A 21454-nucleotide genomic window follows, 5' to 3' on the forward strand; every position below is an offset into this window, starting at 1 on the left:
GCGGGTGGCGGACCGGGCCGATGCGGCGGTCAGTGTGGGCGGGCCACGCCGGAGCCGGACGCGGGCGGCGAGCCGGGCGGCCCGCGTGGCGGTCAGCGTGGGTCGTCGTCGCGACCGGCGCTGCCGCGGTCCAGATACCAGCGGGCCGTGCCCCGGATGCCGTAGGCCTGCAGCCGTCGAGTGGAGTTCTCCACGACCATGGCGCGCGAGTGGACGATCCGGTCCGTCCGCCGGCGCACCCGGTTGAGGAACAGCCGGTCGGTCGGCGAAGGACGGCGAGGCATGCCGCCGCAGGCCAGATACAGCTCGGCGGTGATGGCCATGTTGTTCCCGGCGTGCATGCGGTACGGCGCCAGGTAGCCGTTCCTGCGGGCGTGGGCGGGCCGGAGCCGGCCGAACAGGGCGGCGAGCCGCACCAGCACCGCGAAACCGGCCCGGCCCAGCGGACCGTGCTCGTCGCGCCGGGCCACGATCCGGCCGCACACCATCCGCGAACCGGGCCCCGGGCCCGGCGACGTCAGCGCGGCGCGGGCGGCGGCCGTCCAGCCGGCCCGCGGCAGACAGTCGGCGTCCGTGCGCGCCAGCAGTGCCGCGCCCCGCCCGATCGCGTACCGGAACCCGGTGTCCACGGCGCAGCCCACGCCCTTCTCCGGCTCGACCAGCACCTCGACGGCGAAGGGCGCGCCTTCGGCGAAGTCCCGGGCGATGGCGCCGGTGCGGTCGCGGGAGCCGTTGTCCACCACGAGCAGGGTGAAGTCGCGGTCCCGCTGGGCGGCCAGGGCCCGTAGCGTTCCGGCGAGCCGCCTCTCCTCCTGGTGGGCGGGCACGACCACCCACATCGGACCGCCACCGCCACCGCCGCCCCCGGCAGCCGCGCTCGTCATGACTTCTCCCAGATCATCGTCATGATGCTGATGCCGCCGCCGAGCCCCACGAACAGCACGCGGTCGCCCGGCACCAGTTCCCCGAACACCCGGTGCAGCTGCACACCGATGCTCGCGCTGGCGACGTTGCCCAGCTCGGGGACGGTGACGACCAGCTTCTGCGGCGGCACGCCGGTCAGTTCGGCGAACCGCTCCAGGTAGGGCACCGTGACCTGGTGCACCAGCACCCGGGCGAAGTCGTCCCAGCCGAGGCCGGCGCGGTCCAGCGTCCGCTCGACGACCGACGTGCCCGTCTTCTCGAAGACACCCCGCAGTTCGTGTCCGTCGCCGCGGAAGTAGGTGTACTGGTCGCCGCGCGGGTGCCGGGAGCCGCCGCCGGGTATCCCGCCCACGTCCCAGTGCTCCGAGCGCGTCTCGGTGTCCACGTCGACGATGCCGCCGCGCGTGACCTCCTCCAGGACGACCGCCGCCCCCGCGTCGCCGAAGGTGTAGCCGGCGAACCCGTCCCGGAACGCGGCGAAGTCTGCGGGTGCGCGGCGGACCGCGCGGGACGGGGTCTCACCGGTGACGACCAGGGCGCGCCGGGCACGGCCGGCCTGGATCATGGTCCGGGCGAGGTCGATGCCGTTGACGAAGCTGTTGCAGGCGTTGGTGACATCGAGCGCATGGGCCCTGGTGCCGAGTTCGGCCTGCACCATGTGGGCCGTGGCGGGCTCGACCATGTCGCGCGACGCGGAGGCGAAGAGCAGCAGGTCGATGTCGTACGGATCGAGCGAGGCGGCCGCGAGCGCCTGGCGCGCGGCGCGCACGGCGAGGGTCGACGCGTACTCGTCGTCGGCGGCGACGCGGCGCGTTCGGATCCCGGTGGCCTGGGCGAGCAGCGTCCCGGGCAGGGCCTTGCCGATGCCGCGTGTCGCCTCGCGCTGGAGGCTCCCCGATGTCACGACCGCGTCCGGCAGCGCACTTCCGACGGCGGTGATTCCGACCCGCGGTCGCGGATCGCTCGTCTGTCTGACCATGTGGCGATGCTTTCAGCGCGATGATCCCGCGGCCTGAGTACACCGGCTCAATTCCCCTGGCCACGGGGTGAGTAGCCGCGCGGATGGCCCTGTGGACATGCCGGTGCCCCACCGCCCGGGGAGGCGGTGGGGCACCGGTGCGGACCCTGGAGGTCTACAGCTCCTTGATCCGGATGTCGCGGTAGGAGATCACATCCGTCGTGCCGTGCACCTGGAGGCCGACGTAGCCCTGTGCGTAGCGCCGTCCGTCCGTGCCCGGGTCGTCACCACGCGGCGGAACGAACTCCTGGCCGCCGGTGTTGTCGAACTCGTTGATCAGGACACCGTTGCGGAAGACCGAGTAGTGCTGGCCCTCCACCCGGATCTCGTAGTCGTTCCAGGTGCCCTTCGGGGTGACCCCGGCGCCGCCGAGGCCGACGCGGTCGAAGCCGTAGACCGAGCCGGTCTTGTACATGTCGCCGTCGGGCCGGTCCAGGACCTGCACCTCATGGCCGTACTTGATGGCGACCCACTCGGGCCGCGGCTCCTCCGGGTTGTCGTGGACGTACGGGAAGCGCACGAAGACCCCGCTGTTGGCGTTGCCGGTGCCCGGCGCGTCGTCCCGCCACCGGAGCTTCAGCGAGAAGTCGCCGTACTGCCGCTGGGGGAACCACAGCATGCCCAGGCCGCCCTTGGTGGTGCCGCTCGTCATCGACCCGTCGGCGTTGAGCCCGAACGAACCGCCGCCCACGTGCTGCCACTTGGCGAACGAGGCGGCCGTGCCGTCGAACAGATCGCGGTAGCCGCTGGTCTGGCCGGGCTTGCCGATGCCGGACTGCTTGGCCGCCCGGTAGATCTTCTTGTGCTCGCGCTGGTCGATGACCCCGTCGGCGAGGAGCTGGTCGAGCACCTTGTCGACGTGCTTGAGGAAGAGCGCGTGGGACGCCCAGTCCTTCTCGTCCTCGATCAGCTCGTTGACGGTGCAGCGGGAGCCGGTGACCCGGTTGGGTACGCCCGTGTCGACCGTGCCGACGATCACGGTCAGCCGCTCGTCGAACTCGGGGCAGTTCGGGGCGGGCACCCCGCCGCTCTCGGCGACGGTGAAGGACACCTTCTTCGCCTCCGAGGTGTTGCCGGCCTTGTCGGTCGCCCGGTGCTGCACGGAGTGGAAGCCGACCCGGTCGACGATCACCGGTGTGGTGTAGGCGAGGTAGGGGCCGCCGTCGAGCGAGTACTCGGCCTTCTCCACCCCGGAGCCGGCGTCCGTCGCCGTCAGCGTCACCGTGGCGCTCGTGATGAACGCGCCGTCCGAGTTCTTGGTCCCGGTCACCGTCGCAGAGGTCTCCGGCGGGGTCTTGTCCTCGGTCGGCGGGGCGACGACGGTGAAGTCAACGGCCTTCTCCGCTGCGGCGTTGCCCGCCTTGTCGGTGGCGCGGTAGCGGATCTTGTGGGTGCCGGTCTCATGGACCATCACCGGCGCGGTGTACGGCTGCCAGGCGCCGTCGGCCCCCACCGCGTACTCGATGGTGTTGACCCCGGAGCCGGTGTCCGAGGCGGTGACGGTGATCGTGGCCATGCCCAGGTACCGGCCCTGCTCGTCCTTCTCCCCGGTCACCGTCGCCGAGGTCTCCGGCGGGGTCCTGTCGTCCGTCGGCGGGGCGACGACGGTGAAGTCCACGGCCTTCTCCGCTGCGGCGTTGCCCGCCTTGTCGGTGGCGCGGTAGCGGATCTTGTGGGTGCCGGTCTCATGGACCATCACCGGCGCGGTGTACGGCTGCCAGGGACCGTCGGCCCCCACCGCGTACTCCACCTTGTCCACGCCCGAGCCGGCGTCGGTCGCCGACACGGTCACCGTGGCATGGCCGATGAACGCGCCGTCGGCGTTCTTCTCGCCCTCCACCTTCGCCGAGGTCTCCGGCGCGGTCGTGTCCTCGCCGCCCGGGTCGGTCACCGTCAGGATGCCCTGCATCTGGCCGTGACCGGGGATCGTGCAGTGGAAGCGGTAGCGGCCGGGCGTCAGGGTGACCTCGACCGAATGCTTCCCGCCCTGGTCGTCGTTGGGATTGGCCAGGATGTTCAGCGGGACGTCGTGGTTGTACTCCGGGTCGGAGACGTCGAAGGTCAGCGTGTGCGGCATCCCGGTCGTGTTGCCGGTCGCCGTGCTGTTCTCGAAGACGATCGTCGTCGCCCCCGCGACCGCTGTCGTCGGGAAGGACGCGTAGCGGTCGATCGCGTCGCCCGCGGTCCAGGTCAGGACCTGGGCGGCCGCCGGGACGTCGGCCTCCCGCTCGGCGACCCGCCCGTACGCGACGGTCGACGTCAGCCCGAGCACCATGGCCAGCGCGCCCAGCAGGGCCGTCCACAGACGCAGTTGTCGGTGTCGTACGTGTCTCACTGGGCAGCCGCCTTCCTCGCGAGCTGACCGGCGGCCGGGGTCGGCTCGCCGCCCTTGTAGGTCACGCGCCACAGCGCGGACCTGGAATCGGAGGTGAAGAAGCCGCGCCCGTAGTCGAGGACGTACAGCGAACCGTCCGGCGCGAACTTCCAGTCCATGAGATTGCGGATGCCGTCCGTCCCGACCGGGATGATCTTCTTCAGGGTCTCGGCGTGGACGGGGACACCGCCCTTGCCGACGGTCTTCGGGTCGGTCAGCACCGCGTGCCTGGGCTGGTCGCCGTCGTAGAAGTCACCGACGAACCACTTGCCGTCCCAGTACGACGGCCAGCGCACGGCCGGGTCGCTCTTCCCGGCGTCGTACCGGTACACCGGGCCGTTCATCGTCGCCTGGCCGCCGCCCTTGAGCCACGGCAGCAGCAGCTTCTGCTCCTCCACCTTGTAGCTGGGGATGCCGGCGGCGTCGCGCGGGTAGTCGGGGCCGCCGCCCTGTGGTGAGTACCAGATGGTGTTGGCCGTGATCGGCGGCAGATTCACCAGACCGTCGTTGTTCGGCGACTCGTTCTTCGGCGCGTCGCAGTCGTACCAGCCCAGCGGCGTGTTCGGGTCCGGGAGGTTGCGGTCGCGGTAGGGCTGCTTGTTGCCCATGCAGTACGGCCAGCCGTGGTTGCCCGCCTTGGTGATCGCGGCGAACGTGTCGTACTTCGCCGGGCCCCAGGTGGTCGACGGCGAACCGGCGTCCGGGCCGACCCAGCCCGCGTAGAGGATGTCCGTCGTCCGGTCGACGAAGATGCGCGCCGGGTTGCGCACCCCCATCACATAGATCTCGCCGCGGGTCTTGCCGCCGCCCTCGTCCGGCTCCCGGCCGGTGAAGAGGTTCCCCTCGGGGAGCGTGTAGGTGCCGTCGTCCTCCGGGTGGATCCGGAGGATCTTGCCGTTGAGGTTGTTGGTGTTGCCGGCGGTGCGGCGCGCGTCCGCGAACGAGACGCCCTTGAAGTTCGGCTGCGGGTTGTTGCCGGAGTAACCGCCGCTGAAGCCGGACGAGTTGTTGTCACCCGTCGCGACGTACAGGTTGCCCTTGGAGTCGAAGGCCATCCCGCCGCCCGCGTGGCAGCAGCTGTGGATCTGCACGGGCCACTTCAGCAGGACCTTCTCGCTCGCCAGATCCAGCGTGTCGGTGGCGGGGTCGAGGGTGAAGCGCGAGACGTACCGCTCGGCCATGTGCGTGTCGCGGTTGATCCGCGAGTGCGGTGTGTAGTGCAGATACACCCAGCCGTTGGCCATGAAGTCCGGGTCCAGCTCGATGCCGAGCAGCCCCTCCTCGACCTTGGTGAGTTCGTCGCCGCCGCCCTTGTTGCCGAAGACGGTCAGCGCGCCCGCGAGGGTCACCTTCTTCGTCTTCGGGTCGTAGACGTGGATCTCGCCCCGGCCCTTGCCGATGTCGGGGTTGTTCCAGTCGGTGACCACGGGCCGGGAGGAGTCGGCGCCGCCGCGCCCGATGTAGAGGATCCGTCCGTCGGGGGCCGTGATCAGGCCGTGCGGCTCGCCGATCTGGTCGTTCTGCCCGGGCTGGTTGGGCTGGGTGACGCGCTCCGCCGTGTAGTTGGCGGTGATGGTGGCCTTGCAGTCGGCGCGGGACGTCCGGGAGGTCCACGCAAGCGCGCCGCGCAGATGGTCGCGGAAGTCGGTCTCGGCGTACGAGTCGGCCGTACCGCCCATGCCGGTGTAGAAGGAGCGGCCGCCGTCGTAATCACGGCACCAGGAGACGGGGTGGTCCCAGCCGTTCGCGCCCTGGCCCGGCTGGTACGAGCTCTCCTTGAGCCGGGCGACCGTGTGGACGGAACCGGACGGGTTGACGGCCCAGTTGAACCACTTGTCGGGGCGCTTCCAGTTCAGCGGCAGGCCCTTGGTGGCCGGGTGCTGCCGGTCGCCGACCTCGACGACCGCGCGCTGGACGGTGGCCGGGGAGGTGGTCGGCCGGGCGCCCACCAGACCGGTGAACCAGTCCGAGTAGGGCTCGGTGCGTGCCGCGTCATGGACGCCGACGAAGCCGCCGCCCGCCTCCATGTAGGCCTCGAGACCGGCCTCCTGCTCCGGGTCGAGCACATCGCCGCCGCCGGTCAGGAAGACGACCGCGTTGTACTTGCCGAGCTTCGTGGCATTGGTGAAGACCGAGGCGTCGTCGGTGGCCTCGGTACGGAACCGGCCGGCGGCGGGTCCGGTCAGCCCGATCTGCTCGATGGCCGCGATTCCGGCGTCGACGGTCGGCGACTCCTCGGTGGCCGAGGCGTGGAAGACGAGCACCCGGACGTTCGCCCCGCCCGGCGGCGAGGGCAGGGACAACGTTGTCGCCCTGGGCGACGACGGATCGGGAGCGGGCCGGGCCGTGGCCGCGGTCCCGCCGAGCAGCGACGCGGCCATCGAAGCGGCCAGCAGCGCCGCCGCCGCCCCGCGCCGGGATCTCGACCGGTGATGTGGTGCACGGTGCATGTGGTCACCCACCCCTCATTGGTCACAGCAACAGCCGTGAAACTAGACCTCTTTGGGCGACCCGCCAATAGGTATGGCCGCAATCCGACGAACTTTGTCCTGGGTGTGGAGAAACGAAGATCACCCGACTAGCGTGTGCCCGGCCCAACCCGATTTCCCGACGGCACTGGGGAGTTCGTATGGACAGAAGGAGCTTCAGCCGGCGCCTGCTGGCGGGTGGAGCGGTCGCCGCGACAGGCGTGACATCGTTGTCTCTCGCCATCGCTCCCGCCGCGACATCCGCGGAGGGCGCACCGAAGACTGCCCCGGCCGGCGGCCGGGTACGCCATCTCAAGCTGTACGCCGAGAAGTTGCCGGACGGGCAGATGGGCTACGGCCTGGAGAAGGGCAAGGCGACGGTCCCGGGACCATTGATCGAGATCGTCGAAGGGGACACGCTGCACATCGAGTTCGAGAACACGATGGACGTGGCGGCCAGTCTCCATGTCCACGGGGTCGACTACGACATCGCCAGCGACGGCACCCGGATGAGCAAGAGCCATGTCGAACCCGGCGGCACCCGGACGTACACCTGGCGCACCCACACCCCGGGCAAGCGCGCGGACGGCACCTGGCGTCCCGGCAGCGCGGGCTACTGGCACTACCACGACCACGTGGTGGGCACCGACCACGGCACGGGCGGTATCAGGAAGGGCCTCTACGGCCCGGTGGTGGTGCGCAGGAAGGGCGACATCCTCCCCGACAAACAGTTCACGATCGTCTTCAACGACATGACGATCAACAACAAGCCCGCACACCAGAGCCCGAACTTCCAGGCCACGGTGGGCGACCGGGTCGAGATCGTGATGATCACGCACGGCGAGTACTACCACACGTTCCATATGCACGGTCACCGCTGGGCGGACAACAGGACCGGCCTGCTGACCGGCCCGGACGACCCGTCACGCGTCATCGACAACAAGATCACCGGGCCGGCGGACTCCTTCGGCTTCCAGATCATCGCGGGTGAACACGTGGGCGCGGGTGCGTGGATGTACCACTGCCATGTGCAGAGCCATTCGGACATGGGAATGGCGGGCCTGTTCCTGGTGGCGAAGCCGGACGGGACGATCCCGGGCCACGAGCCGCACCATCCGGCGGCGGCCCGGGAGTCCGGGGAGTCCGGGGCGCCGGGAGCGTCCGCGGAGCACGCGCACTGAGTGGTCCGGCGGCCTCAACGGCCGTAGTTCGCCCGGCACAGCGCGACGAAGGACGGGTCGGCGACACCGTTCGACGCACGGCACAGATCGTCCATGTCGTAGTGGGTCCGCGGCCGGGGCGGGTGCACACCGGAACGCGTCTTGCGCGGCTGCCGCGACCTGGCCTGCTCCGTGCGCTCCGGCTGATCCGCCGGCGCCGCGTCGGGACGCTCGCCCCGGGGCCGCTTCGCCGGTGTCTGCGCCGGGGTCTCGCGCCGCGGGGGTACCTCGGCCTTCCTCTCGTCCGCGATCCGTGGCAGTGGTGGCTTCTGCGGCCCGGTCGAGGCGAGTTCGCCGTCCGCCGTCGGCTGTGCGGGCCGCTCCGGCCCGGCCGGTGCCGCCGACCGGTCGGCCGCCGGGGCGAGTCCGGCCGCCGGCGGTTGCGCAGGCACGGCGGACACCGAGACACAGCCGGTCGTCGCGGTGAGAAGTACGGCAAGGGCGAGGGGCCTGATCCGGGGGTGCATCCGCCCACCCTGCCGCAGCGCGGCCCCGCGGAGCGACGGCACACGGGCGGACCCACCATGACGAGTGATCGGGCGGGACCCATGGCGACGTCGGTCGTTGATACGGCAAGCCTCGTCAAGCCGTGATCACCTCGGCCGGTGCCTCGTACGCTGTACGGCCCCGGGTCACCACACCCGGCACGCGGGTCCACGGCACGTGCGCGCACCACGCGGCACGTGCGGCACTGCGTGCGGCGGGGCGGGATCGGTAGCAGACTCGTCAAGGGGGCGAGCCACGACCACGGGGCCGATCCCGGCCGCCCACGAAGGAGCGACGCGCCATGCTCACCACCCGCTATCTCACCGGCTCCCCGAACTGGCTCGACCTCGGCACCCCCGACCTCCAGGGCGCGGCGGCGTTCTACGGCGGCCTGTTCGGATGGGCCTTCCAGTCGGCGGGGCCCGAAGCCGGCGGTTACGGAATGTTCCAGCTGGACGGCAAGACCGCCGCCGGAGGCATGACGGTCCCCGCGGAGCGGGCCGGCACCGCCTGGACCCTGTACTTCCAGTCCACCAGCGCCGATGACACGGCCAAACGGGTGAGGGACGGCGGCGGAGCGGTCGAGCACGAGCCGTCGGACGTCTGGGACCTGGGCCGTATGGCGCACTTCACCGACCCGGCGGGCGCCGGCTTCGCCACCTGGCAGCCGGGCACCAACAAGGGCCTGGACCTGGTGAACGAGACGGGCGCGCTGTGCTGGGCCGAGCTCTACACGCCGGAGACGGACGCGGCGATGCGCTTCTACCGGTCGGTCTTCGGCTGGGACGAGTTCGCTGTACCCCTCCCGGGCGGCGACAGCTATACGACGGTCAACCCCGCGGGCGCGGGCGAGGACGCGATGTTCGCCGGCCTCGTTCCCCTGGAGGCAGACCCGGCCGAGGCGGCGGAAGGACCGTACTGGCTCCCGTACTTCGAGGTCACGGACACGGACGCGGTGGCGGCGAGCGCGACACGGCTCGGCGGCACGGTCCGCACGGAGCCGATCGACCTGGAGGACGTGGGGCGCATCGCGAAGCTCGCGGACCCGTACGGAGCGCGCTTCGCCGTGATCACGAGCGTGGCGCGGGAGACGTGACGCGGGAGACGTGACGCGGCCGGGCCGAGCGGACCGTTGAGCGTTCATTGACACGGTGTTTATCGCCGCCGGGCAGCCTGTCCATCATGCCGATCAACACCACACCCGAGCACGAACTCTCCTGGCAGGAAACGGCCCTGTGCGCCCAGGCCGGCCCCGAATTCTTCTTCCCGGCCCCCGGCTCCTCCACCCGCGAGGCGAAGCAACTGTGCGGCGCGTGCGAGGGGCGGGTGGCATGCCTGGAGTACGCGCTCGCGAACGACGAGCGGTTCGGTGTGTGGGGCGGGATGTCCGAGAAGGAACGGGGCAGGCTGCGACGCTCCCAGCTCCGGCGGCGCGGCTAAGTGCTGTGACCGGAATGGTGTGCCGGGCCTCGCGAGCCGGTGAACCTTTCCGGTCACGGCACCGGGGTCCGTCCGTCAGGCCGCCGGGATGCGGAACGTCTCCCCGTACACCTGCCACTCCAGCGGGGCCGTCAGGTCCAGGTTGCCGTCCCGCAGGAACACCCGTTGCGCGGTGTCGATGCGGGAGGTGTCGCGCTGGGCCGTGCTGAGCCTGGTCTTCATGACCGAACGGCTCGCGTCGAGGACGGCGTTCAGATACGCCTTCTCGTCGCCGCCCTCGGCGGCCGTCCCCGCCTGCTTCATGGCCGCCCGCCGGATGCCGTAGAAGCCGTGCTCGTCCAGGCCGGGGCCGTGGAGCAGCATCGCGTCGTAGTAGATGAACTGGCCGAGCGTGCCGAGGCCGTCCATCTTGGCCAGCCGGACGGCCGGGTCGAAGTAGATCCGGTCGCGCGCCGCGTCCTGGGCGTCGCGGAAGGCCTGCTTCCGGGCCTCGGCGACCCAGGCCCCGGCGAAGCCGGGATCCAGACCCTCGTGGGAATCGGTGCCGTCGACCTGCCTGAGGGCGGGGAGGTACCGGGCGAGGCCGTTGTCCGGGTGGGCCGCGGTGTACGCCTCGACGAGCTGCAGCATGTCGTTGGTGCCGGAGCAGAAGCCGATGATCCCCGCGGTGTAGCCGTTGCCGTCGCCGAGGTCCTCGATGGCGCCGTACCGGCCGCGCCAGTTGAGCGTGGAGTGCTCGGCGCTGGCCACGAGCCGCGCGGCGATCTCCTTCTTCGCAGGGTCGGCGAGCCCCGGCGGCAAGGTGTCGATCCGCTCGTCCAGCGCCCGCTGCTCCGCCGCCGAGCCCGCCTTGAGCGGATTCGGCGCGGGAGTGGCCGCCTGCCGCACCGCCTGCGGCCGGTCGGCGAGGGGCACCTCGTCCTCCCCGCCGAGGCCGACGCCGAGGACGAGGGACACGGCGGCGGCGGCCGGTGCGCCGATGAGAACGATGCGGGTCACGGGTTTCACGCCGCACAGAGTACGGTCCGCGTCACCGGCACAGAACGCCCGGGCGCAAACCTGTGCCCTGCGGGTGGCCCACGATGCCGGCAGACGGCCACCGCGCGCCTTCCGACTGACTACCGGCCGAGGTCCCGGCTCGGCGCGCGTGCGGGCGCGGTCCGGGCCGGTCACGGTCCAGGGCGCCCAGGCGCGGTCCCGGCGGGTCGCGGTCCAGTGCTCGCGCCGTCGGACGCGGTTCCCGGGCAGGTCCGAGTGCTCGCCGGCGCAGACCCGGGCCTGTCCGGGCACTCAGGCGAGGCCCCGGCCGGTCACGGTCCAGGGCGGTCAGGCGCGGTGCGGGCCGGTCATGGCCCACGGCCGAGGCCATTGCACGCGGTCCCGGGCGGACCGGGGTGCTCCCCGGCTCAGTCCCGGGCCTGCCCGGGCACTCAGGCGACGCCTGGCCGGTCACGGTCCAGGGCCATGGGACGCGTTCCCGGGCGGACTCGGGTGCCCCCGGCTCAGTCCCGGGCTTGCCCGGGTACCCAGGCGACGCTCTGGCCTGTCACAGGACGGTCGTGCGCGGTCCGGGCCGGTCATGGCCCACTGCCGAGGCCATTGCACGCGGCTCCGGGCGGACCCGGGTGCTCGCGGGCTCAGTCCCGGGCTTGCCCGGGCATTCAGGCGACGCCCCGACCGGTCACGGCCCAGGGCCGGTGCCTTCGAACAGGGTCCCGGGCCTGCCCGGGGCACCCAGGCGAGGCCCAGGCTCAGCTCCGACCAGCCCGGGTCAGCCCGTCCAGCCCGGCTCGGGCGTCGCTCAGCCCGCGGCGCGAGCCGCCAGGCGGGCCTTGCGGGCCGCGAGCTTCTCGTCGAACTTGCGGGCCTCCGAGTCCAGCCCGCCCATGTACAGACCAAGCTCCTCCTGTGCCTTGAGGCCCTCCGGGCCGAGGCCGTCGATCTCCATGACCTTCAGGAAGCGCAGCACCGGCTGCAGCACGTCGTCGTGGTGGATCCGCATGTTGTAGATCTCACCGATCGCCATCTGCGCCGCCGCGCGCTCGAATCCCGGTATCCCGTGCCCGGGCATCCGGAAGTTCACCACGACGTCGCGCACGGCCTGCATGGTCAGGTCCGGTGCGATCTCGAAGGCCGCACCGAGGAGGTTGCGGTAGAAGACCATGTGGAGGTTCTCGTCGGTGGCGATGCGCGACAGCATCCGGTCGCAGACCGGGTCGCCCGACTGGTGGCCGGTGTTGCGGTGGGAGATACGGGTCGCGAGCTCCTGGAACGAGACGTACGCGACCGAGTGCAGCATCGAGTGGCGGTTGTCGGACTCGAAGCCCTCCGACATGTGCGACATACGGAACTGCTCCAGCTTGTCCGGGTCGACGGCGCGCGAGGTGAGCAGGTAGTCGCGCATCACGATGCCGTGCCGGCCCTCCTCGGCGGTCCAGCGGTGCACCCAGGTGCCCCAGGCCCCGTCGCGGCCGAAGAGAGACGCGATCTCGTGGTGGTAGCTGGGCAGGTTGTCCTCGGTCAGCAGGTTGACGATGAGGGCCGTCCTGCCGATGTCCGTGACCTTGGACTGGCCGGACTCCCACGCCTCGCCGTCCTCGAACAGCCCGGGGAAGTTCCGCCCGTCCGACCAGGGCACGTACTCGTGCGGCATCCAGTCCTTGGCGACCTTCATGTGCCGGTTGAGTTCCTTCTCGACCACTTCCTCCAGCGCGTACAGCAGCCGGGCGTCGGTCCACGCTTCCGAACTGCCGAGGTGGGGAGAGGTGATCGTCACGGGTACTCCTGGGGGCGGGGATGAGGACGGGGGACGGAACGGGGAGACGAGCGGAACGAACGTCGCCGTGGCAGCGCGCCGGCCGGATGAGGGCATGCGACTACCTACGGCTTCGTAGGTTACGAAACCGTAGGTTAAAGGCGGGGTAAGCCATCGTCCAAGCCCGTGACCGTGATGTCTGCCTACGCGTCGTTATGCGTGCAGGTCCCGTAGGCGTACCGAGAGACAGGTCACGCAGCCTTCGAGCTTCTCGAACTCGCTGATGTCGACCGGAACGGGTGCATATCCAAGATCCATGAACAGCTCCGCGGTCTTGGGGGCACTCGTCGCCATCAGCAGCTTTCCTCCGCCGAGCAGCACCACGTGCGCCCCGGCCTCCTCGGGGACGGCGAGGAAGCGCGGGAACAGCGAAGGCTGCTCGACGAGCGGCTCGTAGCCGATCACGGTCCCGTCCGGCAGGGCGGTCACCGCCGACTTCAGATGGAGTACACGCGACAGCGGTACGGGGACGACGCGCGCCCCCAGCGGCGCGAAGGCCGCCCGCAGCTGCTGCACACCGGCCGCGTTGGTCCGGCCGCCCCGCCCCACGTAGATCGTGTCGCCGATCTTGAGGACATCGCCCCCGTCGAGCGTGCCCGGCTCCCAGACCCAGTTCACCGAGCAGCCCAGCCGCGCCAGGGCCTCCTCGACACCGTCCGTCTCGGGGCGGCGCGACGCGGCCCCGGACCGGGCGATGAGGGCCACGTTCCGGAACATCACGACGGTGTCCTCGACGAAGACGCCGTCCGGACAGTCGTCGGCCGGGTCGGCCTCGACCGTGTCCCAGCCGTGCGCGCGCAGGGCGTCGCCGTACGCCTCCCACTGGGCGAGCGCCGCCCCCACGTCGACGGGACGGCGCTCCACATGGGTGACCAGGCCCTCCGCCAGGCGTGGGCTCGGGCGTCGGATCAGGGCTCTTCTGCTCGGCACGGGCTCTCCAGGGGCCGATCGGGGGGTGACGGGGCCATCACTAGCCCCATCTGCCCCGTTCCGTAAAGACCACACGGGCTCTTGAGCGCCGCACGGGCTCGGCCCTGGGTCCGCCTCAACCCCGTGTCCGCCTCAGCCCTGTGTCCGCCTCAGCCTCGTGGATACGCCTCCCGCACCTCCTCCGCCGTCGTGGGCCGCAGCTCTCCGTCGAGCAGCAGCCAGCGGGTGATCCCGAGGGACTCCAGGAACGTCACGTCGTGGCTCGCCACGATCAGCGCTCCCTCGTACGCCTCGAGCGCCTCGGTCAGCCCCCGCACACTCGCCATGTCCAGGTTGTTCGTCGGCTCGTCCAGCATCAGCAGCTGCGGCGCCGGTTCGGCGAGCAGCAGCGCCGCCAGCGCGGCCCGGAACCGCTCGCCGCCGGAGAGGGTGCCGGCCAACTGCTCCGCCCGCGCTCCACGGAAGAGGAAGCGGGCCAGCCGCGCCCGGATCGTGTTGTCCGTCGCCTCGGGCGCGAACCGCGCGACGTTCTCGACCACGCTCAGCCCGTCGTCGAGCACGTCCAGCCGCTGGGGAAGGAAACGCAGCGGCACCTCTGCCGCCACCTCGCCCGCGACCGGCTCCAGTTCGCCGGCGATCGTGCGCAACAGGGTGGTCTTCCCGGCCCCGTTGCGCCCGACGAGCGCGATCCGCTCCGGGCCGCGAAGCTCGAACTCGCCCTCGACGCGAGCCCCGTAACGCAGCTCGACCCCGGAGAGCCGCAGGACACCACGGCCCGGATGCACCTTGGTGTACGGAAGCTCGACCCGGATCTCGTCGTCGTCGCGCACCGCCTCCACGGCTTCCGCCAGCCGTTCCTTCGCCTCGCTCAGCTTCTCCGTGTGCATGATGCGGTGCTTGCCCGCCGACACCTGCGCCTGACGTTTGCGCGCTCCCATCACGATCTTGGGCTCGCGCTTCTGCTCGAACATCTTCTGCCCGTAGCGCTTGCGGCGGGCCAGTTTGACCTGGGCCTCCGTCAGCTCGCGCTTCTGCCGCTGCACATCGGCCTCGGCGACACGGACCATGCGTTCCGCGGCCTCCTGCTCGACGGCCAGCGCCTCCTCGTACGCCGAGAACGCGCCGCCGTACCAGGTCACCTCGCCGTCGCGGAGATCGGCGATCTGGTCGACCCTCTCCAGCAGTTCGCGGTCGTGGCTGACCACGATCATCACTCCGGACCAGGCCTCCACCGCGTCGTACAGCCTGCCGCGCGCGTACAGATCGAGATTGTTGGTCGGCTCGTCGAGCAGGAGGACATCAGGACGGGCCAGCAGCAGCGCCGCGAGCCTCAGCAGCACGCATTCGCCGCCCGACATCTCGCCGATGGTCCGGTCGAGGCCGATGTGTGCGAGGCCGAGCTGATCGAGTGTCGCGCGTGCCCGTTCCTCCACGTCCCAGTCGTCGCCGACCGCGGTGAAGTTCTCCTCGCGTACGTCACCGGCCTCGATCGCGTGCAGCCCGGCACGGGCCTCGGCGATTCCGAGGGCCGCGTCGACGCGCACCGACGTGTCGAGCACGACGTTCTGCGGCAGATAGCCGACGTCGCCGGCCACTCGCACGCTGCCGTCGACGGGCGTGAGTTCGCCGGCGATCAGCCGCAGCAGTGTCGACTTCCCGGAGCCGTTGAGACCGATCAGACCGGTCCTGCCGGGTCCGACGGCGAGCTGGAAGTCCTCCAGCACCGGGCTGCCGTCCGGCCAGGAGAAGGACAGCGAGGAGCAGGTGACATAGGTGGGGAAGGTAGACATACGGGTCTCCCTGTTGCGTGAGAAGTGAAGGGGCAACGGGTGAGACACCGGTCGGACGGCACAAAGGCCCTGGTCCGGGAACGGGACGGCTCGTACGCCGAGGTCGCACACGGGCACGCGGGCGGAAAGCCGCGTGACACGGTGTCTCAGGACCTCAGACGAGCAACGTCCTACTCCGATCGACGACAACAGGGCCGGATACGACGCTACGCCCGGACCTGGCGGCCGGGCAATCGATTTACCGCGTTCCCGCTCGACGGGCTCCCGGCGGAGCGGATGCCGGGCGGCAGGCGGCCACGCGGCACATTGGCACGCGGTACATGGCACAGGCCACACGCCACACGGCACACGCCACACGGCATTCAAGACGGCAGGCCTCGGATGCCGGACGTCGATGTCGGAAACTCGCCGGACAGGCGCGCCGCGGGGCTGGTTGAGTGATCGCCATGACGAGCCTCCACGACCGCGCCCGCCACTTCCGCTCCCTGCACGTTCCCGGCCGCCCGCTGGTCCTGCCCAACGCCTGGGACGTCGCCAGCGCACGGATCATCGCCGCCGCCGGGGCGTCGGCCATGGCCACCACCAGCGCCGGGGTCGCCTGGGCCCTCGGCGCCGCGGACGGCGACCGGCTCGACCGCGCCTCCGCCGTCGGTCAGGTCGCCGCCATCGCCGCCGCCGTGGACCTGCCCGTCACCGCCGATGTCGAAGGCGGGTTCGAGAGCGACGAGGACGGTGTCGCCGGCACGGTCCGCGCGGTACTCGCCGCCGGTGCCGTCGGCATCAACATCGAGGACGGGACCCGATCGCCCGCCGAGCACGTCCGGCGTATCGGCGCCGCCCGCGCCGCCGCCGACGCCGAAGGGGTGCCGCTCTTCATCAACGCCCGGATCGACACCTATCTCGCCGGTCTGGGCGACCGGGCGGGCCGCCTCGAGGAGTCGCTGAAGCGCGCGGCCGACTGTCTGGCGGCGGGCGCGGACGGCGTGTTCGTCCCCGGTGTCCTGGTCCCGGAGATCGTGAGCGCCCTGGTCAAGGGCGTGGACGCACCGCTGAACGTGCTGGTGGGCCATGGCGCGCCGGCTGTGGCGGAACTGGCGGGGCTCGGGGTCGCACGGATCAGCGCGGGCTCATCGATCGCGCAGGCCGCCCACGGCCTGGTGCGCGACGCGGCCCGGGAACTGCTCACCGAGGGGACCTGCGAAAGGCTCGCGGACGGCTCCACGTACGGGGAGATGAACGCGCTGATGAGCGTGCCTCAGTAGGCGTCGCGGATCAGCTCGGCCAGATCCGCGTCGAGATCGAGAAAGAGGTGCTCGCGGCCGGCCGGGACGAGCCCCTGCACCCGCTTGAGGAAGCGGCGCAGCTCGGAGGTGCGGATGTGCACCATCGCGATGCCCTCGGGCGCGTGGAACTCCAGGACGGTGCGGTCGTACCCGTACGGCCGCACGCGTACGTCACCCACTCCGGCCGGCTCCTCCATGCCCTGCGCGAGCAGCTCCCGCGAGAACGCCCAGGACACCTCGGTGCCCTCCAGCGTCGCCGGCGGCGGGAACGCCATGCTGACCGCGAACGGATCATGGCGGTCGTAGCGCAGGGTCGCGGGTACGGATTCCATCTGTGGCGCGGAGGCGACCAGACGGGCCTGTACGGCCTGCTCGATGACACTGGACAAGGCCCGCTCCCTCACTTCGCTGCGGCTCGGCCGACATGTTTCTGGCACAGAAGTAGACGGGGGAACGACGGAATCCGTGCATCGGTGGGGAGCGTGACATGCGTCACCGCGGGAGGCGCTCTGGACCGCGTGCCGGGGGTCGGCTACGTTCGCGCGCCATGAGACCCAAGGGGAAGTCGAGACGGACGGTGTCGGCGGGGCTGTGCGGGGTGGCGCTGGCCGCGGTGCTGGGAGCGGCCCTGGCGGTGCCCGCGCAGGCGGACACCCGGGACGCGGCGGGTGGGACACCGCACTGGGAGCTCAAGCAGACCGGTACGGACGTACGGTTCCGCGGCCTCGCCGCCGTCAGCCGTACGACCGCGTGGGCCGCGGGCTCCAAGGGCACCGTGCTCCGCACCACGGACGGCGGCCGCGGCTGGCGGAACGTCTCGCCGCCGGGAGCGGGCGAGTTGGAGTTCCGCGACGTCGAGGCCTTCGACGCCCGCAGGGCGGTCGTGCTGGCCATCGGTGAGGGCGAGGCGTCGCGCGTGCTGCGCACCGAGGACGGGGGAGCGACCTGGACCGAGGCCTTCCGCAACACCGATCCCCGGGCCTTCTACGACTGCATCACCTTCTTCGACCCGCGTCACGGCCTCGCCATGAGCGACCCGGTCGACGGCAAGTTCCGCATCCTGTCGACGGGCGACGGCGGGAGGTCGTGGAAGGTGCTGCCCGACGCCGGAATGCCGGACGCGCAGCCGGGCGAGGCGGGTTTCGCGGCGAGCGGCCAGTGCCTGGTGAGTTCCGGCCCGAAGGACGTCTGGCTGGCCACGGGAGGTGGCGCCACCGCGCGCGTCCTGCACTCCGCCGACCGCGGGCTGCACTGGACCGCCGCCGAGTCGTCGATCCCGGCGGGAGATCCGGCCCGGGGCGTCTTCGCGCTCGCCTTCCGGGACCGCGCGCACGGTCTCGCGGTCGGCGGCGACTACCGGACCGGGGAGGCCTCCCCGCGGGCCGGCGCGGTCACCCGGGACGGCGGCCGCAGCTGGCGGCAGTCGGCGACCCCGCCGCCCGCCTACCGCTCGGGCGTCGCCTGGCTGCCCCACAGCCGGTCGGCCGCGCTCGCCGTCGGACCCACCGGCACGGACCTGACGACCGACGCCGGCCGCACCTGGCGCACCGTGGACACCGGCTCGTACGACACCGTCGACTGCACACCGGACTTCGGCTGCTGGGCGGCGGGCGAGAAGGGACGCGTGGCACGACTGGAGCGGTGACGAAGCGGTGCCGAGCGCCGAGCACGGTGACGGGCACTGAGAACGGTGGCGAGGGCGGGTGCCCTCGCCACCGGGCGCGCTCGCCGGCCGCGCCTGCCCTAGGCGAGGGGCTGCTGCTTGTACCGCTCCAGCGCGGGCGTCGTCTTCGTCGCCACGAACTCCGTGATCCGGTACTCGCACACTCCGCCCACCGCGTACGGATCGGTCGCCGCGATCTCCTCGATGCGTGCACGATCGTCGCCGACGACGATCAGGACACCGCCGTCGCGCGGGTTCTTGCGGCCCGAGGCGAGGACGACGCCCTCCTCGTACAGGGCGTCCAGCCAGGCCACATGAGCCGCGGCCAGTTCGTCGACGCGCTCGATCGGTGCGGTGTAGGTCAATTCCATCACGAACATGATCGTCAGGTTAGCCGGGTGTCTAGGGTGGGGCTCATCATGACCACCATCAGGACACCCGCCGACGAGGCCGAGGCCCGTGCCGTACAGGACGAACTGCGCGCCCGCGTCGTGCTGGACGAGCCCGGCCCCCCGCCCGGCACCGGCCTGGTCACCGGGGTCGACGTGGCCTACGACGACGAGCGCGACGTCGTGGTCGCCGCCGCAGTCGTCCTCGACGCCGCGACGCTCGCGGTCGTCGAGGAGACCACCGCGGCCGGCCGGGTCACCTTCCCCTACATACCGGGCCTGCTCGCCTTCCGCGAGATCCCGACCGTGCTGAGCGCGCTGGAGTCGCTGGAGAACGACCCCGGGCTCGTCGTCTGCGACGGCTACGGCCGCGCCCATCCACGCCGCTTCGGACTCGCCGGCCACCTCGGGGTGCTCACGGGTCTGCCGGTGCTCGGCGTCGCGAAGAACCCGTTCACGTTCTCGTACGATCCGCCGGGCGATCGCCGCGGGGACTCCTCACCGCTCGTCGCGGACGACGGCGAGGAGGTCGGCCGGGCGCTTCGCACCCAACATGGGGTCAAACCGGTCTTCGTCTCCGTCGGCCACCGGATCTCCCTCGACAACGCCTGCGCCCACACGCTCGCGCTCGCCCGGCACTTCCGCCTGCCCGAGTCCACCCGCCGGGCGGACGCGCTCTGCCGCCGGGCGCTGCGCGAGGCGACCGCCTGACCCGGCCGGGAGACGGCGGCCGGCAGGCATCGGGCAGGCGACGGCTGCGGCAACGCGCGGTGACGCCGGCCGCCGGGGGCGGCAGCGCCTTCGTGGCCTCCGGCAGGCCCGCACGCCGGCCCGCGGTAGACGATGGCCCAGGCCGTGCGTCGTTCCGCGCACGCCGCCCCGCGCCGGGCGGCTGAGCGGGCCGTGCGCCGTTCAGCGCACGTCGGCGACCCTGAAGGTGATCCCGGCGGCGCGCAGGCGCTCCAGGAGCGCGTCGCCCATCGCGACGGCCGTGGTGACCTGGCCCGCGGTGTCCGGGAGTTCGTCCAGCGCGAGAGCGAGCACCGACTCGGCGAGCATCTTCGCCGTCTCGCCGTAGCCCGGGTCGCCGCCCGAGACCTCGGTGAAGACCCGCCGGCCACCGCCCTCACCGACGAAGCGGATCCGGAACCAGCTGCGTTCGCGCTGCTCGGCGCTCGGGCCACGGCCCGGTTCGTAACGGTCCATCAGCCACTTGCGGGCGGGCGGAAGCTGCGCCAGCGCGGCCAGCGCCCCGAGCGCGGCGGGGCCGCCGAGCGCCATCGGGAGCGTCTTGACCGAGGCGTAGTGGCGGTACTGGAAGTCGGGGCCGTAGCGCTTGAGGCCCGCGGCCGAGCGTGCCACGATCCGCGGGTCGAGCGTGGGCAGCGGCAGCGCCCAGGCGCCGGTCTCGCTGCTGAAGCGGGGCGCCCCGAGCTGCGCCCTGGCACGGCGGCCCACGAGCCGCGGCTCGTGCAGCTTGCGCTCCCGCGCCGCGCGGACGGTCTGCCGCTGCCGCCCCATCGCCGTGATCGCGGAGGCGAACGTGCCGCCCGAGAAGATGCCGCCGGCGCGCACGAAGCCGTCGACGCGCAGTGGTACGTCCTGCGGCAGCTGCTGGACCGTGAAGTACGCGCCCAGGTCGTGCGGCACCGAGTCGAAGCCGCACGCGTGCACCAGCCGGGCGCCGGTCTCACGGGCCCGAGCGTCGTGCCGTAGGAACACCGTGTCCACGAACTCGGGCTCACCGGTGAGGTCGGCGTAGTCCGTACCGGCCTCCGCGCACGCCGCCACCAGCGGCTCGCCGTACCAGACGTACGGTCCGACCGTCGTCGCCACGACGCGCGTGGACTCGGCGAGCGCGCGCAGCGAGTCCGGGTCCGCGGCGTCGGCGACGACCAGGGGCAGCCCGGCACACGCGGGGTTGATCGCGGTGAGCCGTTCGCGCAGCCGCTCCAGCCGTGCCGCGCTGCGTCCGGCGACGGCCCACCGGCACCCCTCGGGCGCATGTGCGGCGAGATACTCGGCGGTGAGCGTGCCGACGAAGCCCGTCGCCCCGAAGAGCACGATGTCGTACGGCCGCTCCGGTCCGTGCTGCCTGTTCACTGGCCCCTCCGCCCGCTGTGGGTCATGCTCCGTGCCGATGCTGCCGGCCGAGGCTAGCGTGAGCCGGGACAGTACGTGCGACCGGGAGGGACGGGATGGCTGCTCCACCGAAAGGCGCCCTGGCGAAATGGGAGAAGGTGCGGTCCTTTGCCCTGGGCCTGCCGGGTGCCACCGAGGAGTTTCCCTGGGGGGAGACCGTCGTCAAGGTCAACAAGAAGATCTTCGTCTTCCTGGGTGTCGACGACGGCAGCTACCCCCTGGGCATCGGCGTCAAGCTCAAGGACGAGGCGATGCACGCGCACGCCCTGTCCTGCCCGGGCGCTGAGCCGTCGGGCTACGGCCTCGGCAAGGCGGGCTGGGTGCAGATCCCGCTGGCCGTCAGGGGCGCCCCGGCGGCAGAGGTGCTCTGCGACTGGGTCGAGGAGAGCTACCGGACGATCGCCACGAAGAAGCTGATCGCCGAACTCGAGGCCCGCTGACGCGCTGCCCTCCGCCGGCACCCCGCTGGTCGACCCGCACCCGCGGGTCGACCAGCGGGGTGCCGGTGTCCG

19 protein-coding genes are annotated in these 21454 nt (G+C 71.7%); 7 read left to right on the forward strand and 12 right to left on the reverse strand.

Annotation, left to right across the window (positions count from 1 at the left end):
- Positions 1-92 precede the first annotated feature (92 nt).
- From ACIQMR_RS10750 to ACIQMR_RS10765, 4 genes are all read right to left on the reverse strand, one after another.
- On the reverse strand, positions 93-884 hold the full coding sequence (locus tag ACIQMR_RS10750) for a glycosyltransferase (protein ID WP_401385060.1): 792 nt from the start codon (positions 882-884) through the stop codon (positions 93-95).
- Positions 881-1903 carry a 3-oxoacyl-ACP synthase III family protein gene (locus ACIQMR_RS10755; RefSeq protein ID WP_401385061.1) on the reverse strand — a complete coding sequence of 341 codons (1023 nt, stop codon included), beginning with the start codon at positions 1901-1903 and terminating at the stop codon, positions 881-883. The genes ACIQMR_RS10750 and ACIQMR_RS10755 overlap by 4 nt, the downstream gene beginning before the upstream one ends.
- A gap of 154 nt (positions 1904-2057) precedes the next feature.
- A complete protein-coding gene (locus tag ACIQMR_RS10760; protein WP_401385329.1) occupies positions 2058-4217 on the reverse strand; it encodes an OmpL47-type beta-barrel domain-containing protein in 2160 nt (719 codons plus the stop codon).
- A 56-nt stretch (positions 4218-4273) separates the two neighbouring features.
- Entirely contained in the window at positions 4274-6766 is a 2493-nt protein-coding gene (locus ACIQMR_RS10765) for a ThuA domain-containing protein (protein WP_401385062.1), read from the reverse strand.
- A gap of 179 nt (positions 6767-6945) precedes the next feature.
- Between ACIQMR_RS10765 and ACIQMR_RS10770 the strand changes: the two genes are divergently transcribed.
- Positions 6946-7965: a multicopper oxidase domain-containing protein gene (locus ACIQMR_RS10770; RefSeq protein WP_401385063.1), complete on the forward strand. Its 1020-nt coding sequence runs from the start codon at positions 6946-6948 to the stop codon at positions 7963-7965.
- Between the two features lie 14 nt (positions 7966-7979).
- Here ACIQMR_RS10770 and ACIQMR_RS10775 read toward each other — a convergent pair whose 3' ends face one another.
- A complete protein-coding gene (locus tag ACIQMR_RS10775; RefSeq protein ID WP_401385064.1) occupies positions 7980-8471 on the reverse strand; it encodes a hypothetical protein in 492 nt (163 codons plus the stop codon).
- 320 nt (positions 8472-8791) lie between these two features.
- On the opposite strand from ACIQMR_RS10775, the gene ACIQMR_RS10780 reads away from it, so the two are divergent.
- A complete protein-coding gene (locus tag ACIQMR_RS10780; RefSeq protein WP_401385065.1) occupies positions 8792-9586 on the forward strand; it encodes a VOC family protein in 795 nt (264 codons plus the stop codon).
- 86 nt (positions 9587-9672) lie between these two features.
- Positions 9673-9930 (forward strand): WhiB family transcriptional regulator, encoded by a 258-nt coding sequence (locus ACIQMR_RS10785; RefSeq protein WP_266386081.1) that lies wholly within the window; start codon positions 9673-9675, stop codon positions 9928-9930.
- A 75-nt stretch (positions 9931-10005) separates the two neighbouring features.
- Here ACIQMR_RS10785 and ACIQMR_RS10790 read toward each other — a convergent pair whose 3' ends face one another.
- The 4 genes from ACIQMR_RS10790 to ACIQMR_RS10805 form a co-directional block, all read right to left on the reverse strand.
- The gene (locus ACIQMR_RS10790; RefSeq protein ID WP_401385330.1) at positions 10006-10929 is read right to left on the reverse strand and encodes a chitosanase; all 924 of its coding nucleotides are present in this window, start codon (positions 10927-10929) and stop codon (positions 10006-10008) included.
- Positions 10930-11731: 802 nt separating this feature from the next.
- On the reverse strand, positions 11732-12706 hold the full coding sequence (locus ACIQMR_RS10795; RefSeq protein WP_358664166.1) for an acyl-ACP desaturase: 975 nt from the start codon (positions 12704-12706) through the stop codon (positions 11732-11734).
- Between the two features lie 192 nt (positions 12707-12898).
- Positions 12899-13675: a dimethylargininase gene (gene ddaH, locus ACIQMR_RS10800; RefSeq protein WP_401385066.1), complete on the reverse strand. Its 777-nt coding sequence runs from the start codon at positions 13673-13675 to the stop codon at positions 12899-12901.
- Between the two features lie 149 nt (positions 13676-13824).
- Positions 13825-15465: an ABC-F family ATP-binding cassette domain-containing protein gene (locus tag ACIQMR_RS10805; protein WP_401385067.1), complete on the reverse strand. Its 1641-nt coding sequence runs from the start codon at positions 15463-15465 to the stop codon at positions 13825-13827.
- Positions 15466-15911: 446 nt separating this feature from the next.
- On the opposite strand from ACIQMR_RS10805, the gene ACIQMR_RS10810 reads away from it, so the two are divergent.
- Positions 15912-16727, forward strand: coding sequence for an isocitrate lyase/phosphoenolpyruvate mutase family protein (locus ACIQMR_RS10810; protein ID WP_401385068.1), 816 nt, complete (start codon positions 15912-15914; stop codon positions 16725-16727).
- Here the strand turns inward: ACIQMR_RS10810 and ACIQMR_RS10815 are convergent.
- The gene (locus ACIQMR_RS10815) at positions 16721-17137 is read right to left on the reverse strand and encodes an SsgA family sporulation/cell division regulator (RefSeq protein WP_266386066.1); all 417 of its coding nucleotides are present in this window, start codon (positions 17135-17137) and stop codon (positions 16721-16723) included. The two genes, ACIQMR_RS10810 and ACIQMR_RS10815, sit on opposite strands and share 7 nt — an antisense overlap.
- Before the next feature lie 158 nt (positions 17138-17295).
- Between ACIQMR_RS10815 and ACIQMR_RS10820 the strand changes: the two genes are divergently transcribed.
- Entirely contained in the window at positions 17296-18393 is a 1098-nt protein-coding gene (locus tag ACIQMR_RS10820) for a WD40/YVTN/BNR-like repeat-containing protein (protein ID WP_401385069.1), read from the forward strand.
- A gap of 98 nt (positions 18394-18491) precedes the next feature.
- Here ACIQMR_RS10820 and ACIQMR_RS10825 read toward each other — a convergent pair whose 3' ends face one another.
- Positions 18492-18791 (reverse strand): YciI family protein, encoded by a 300-nt coding sequence (locus tag ACIQMR_RS10825; RefSeq protein WP_401385070.1) that lies wholly within the window; start codon positions 18789-18791, stop codon positions 18492-18494.
- Positions 18792-18830: 39 nt separating this feature from the next.
- On the opposite strand from ACIQMR_RS10825, the gene ACIQMR_RS10830 reads away from it, so the two are divergent.
- Complete coding sequence (locus ACIQMR_RS10830) at positions 18831-19511, forward strand: endonuclease V (RefSeq protein WP_401385071.1); 681 nt, start codon at positions 18831-18833, stop codon at positions 19509-19511.
- Positions 19512-19712: 201 nt separating this feature from the next.
- On the opposite strand, the gene ACIQMR_RS10835 is transcribed toward ACIQMR_RS10830, so the two are convergent.
- Complete coding sequence (locus tag ACIQMR_RS10835) at positions 19713-20903, reverse strand: saccharopine dehydrogenase family protein (RefSeq protein ID WP_401385072.1); 1191 nt, start codon at positions 20901-20903, stop codon at positions 19713-19715.
- 95 nt (positions 20904-20998) lie between these two features.
- On the opposite strand from ACIQMR_RS10835, the gene ACIQMR_RS10840 reads away from it, so the two are divergent.
- The gene (locus tag ACIQMR_RS10840) at positions 20999-21382 is read left to right on the forward strand and encodes an MmcQ/YjbR family DNA-binding protein (RefSeq protein ID WP_401385073.1); all 384 of its coding nucleotides are present in this window, start codon (positions 20999-21001) and stop codon (positions 21380-21382) included.
- Positions 21383-21454 lie beyond the last annotated feature (72 nt).

Source organism: Streptomyces sp. NPDC091376, assembly GCF_044757085.1.
In the GTDB taxonomy this organism is placed as follows: Bacteria; Actinomycetota; Actinomycetes; order Streptomycetales; family Streptomycetaceae; genus Streptomyces; species Streptomyces pratisoli.

Excerpts from the sequence above, each read along its gene's own strand:
- ACIQMR_RS10750 (WP_401385060.1), bottom strand. The coding sequence starts at position 884 with ATGACGAGCGCGGCTGCCGGGGGCGGCGGTGGCGGTGGCGGTCCGATG.
- ACIQMR_RS10755 (WP_401385061.1), bottom strand. The coding sequence starts at position 1,903 with ATGGTCAGACAGACGAGCGATCCGCGACCGCGGGTCGGAATCACCGCC.
- ACIQMR_RS10760 (WP_401385329.1), bottom strand. The coding sequence starts at position 4,217 with ATGGTGCTCGGGCTGACGTCGACCGTCGCGTACGGGCGGGTCGCCGAG.
- ACIQMR_RS10765 (WP_401385062.1), bottom strand. The coding sequence starts at position 6,766 with ATGCACCGTGCACCACATCACCGGTCGAGATCCCGGCGCGGGGCGGCG.
- ACIQMR_RS10770 (WP_401385063.1), top strand. The coding sequence starts at position 6,946 with ATGGACAGAAGGAGCTTCAGCCGGCGCCTGCTGGCGGGTGGAGCGGTC.
- ACIQMR_RS10775 (WP_401385064.1), bottom strand. The coding sequence starts at position 8,471 with ATGCACCCCCGGATCAGGCCCCTCGCCCTTGCCGTACTTCTCACCGCG.
- ACIQMR_RS10780 (WP_401385065.1), top strand. The coding sequence starts at position 8,792 with ATGCTCACCACCCGCTATCTCACCGGCTCCCCGAACTGGCTCGACCTC.
- ACIQMR_RS10785 (WP_266386081.1), top strand. The coding sequence starts at position 9,673 with ATGCCGATCAACACCACACCCGAGCACGAACTCTCCTGGCAGGAAACG.
- ACIQMR_RS10805 (WP_401385067.1), bottom strand. The coding sequence starts at position 15,465 with ATGTCTACCTTCCCCACCTATGTCACCTGCTCCTCGCTGTCCTTCTCC.
- ACIQMR_RS10810 (WP_401385068.1), top strand. The coding sequence starts at position 15,912 with ATGACGAGCCTCCACGACCGCGCCCGCCACTTCCGCTCCCTGCACGTT.
- ACIQMR_RS10820 (WP_401385069.1), top strand. The coding sequence starts at position 17,296 with ATGAGACCCAAGGGGAAGTCGAGACGGACGGTGTCGGCGGGGCTGTGC.
- ACIQMR_RS10825 (WP_401385070.1), bottom strand. The coding sequence starts at position 18,791 with ATGTTCGTGATGGAATTGACCTACACCGCACCGATCGAGCGCGTCGAC.
- ACIQMR_RS10830 (WP_401385071.1), top strand. The coding sequence starts at position 18,831 with ATGACCACCATCAGGACACCCGCCGACGAGGCCGAGGCCCGTGCCGTA.
- ACIQMR_RS10840 (WP_401385073.1), top strand. The coding sequence starts at position 20,999 with ATGGCTGCTCCACCGAAAGGCGCCCTGGCGAAATGGGAGAAGGTGCGG.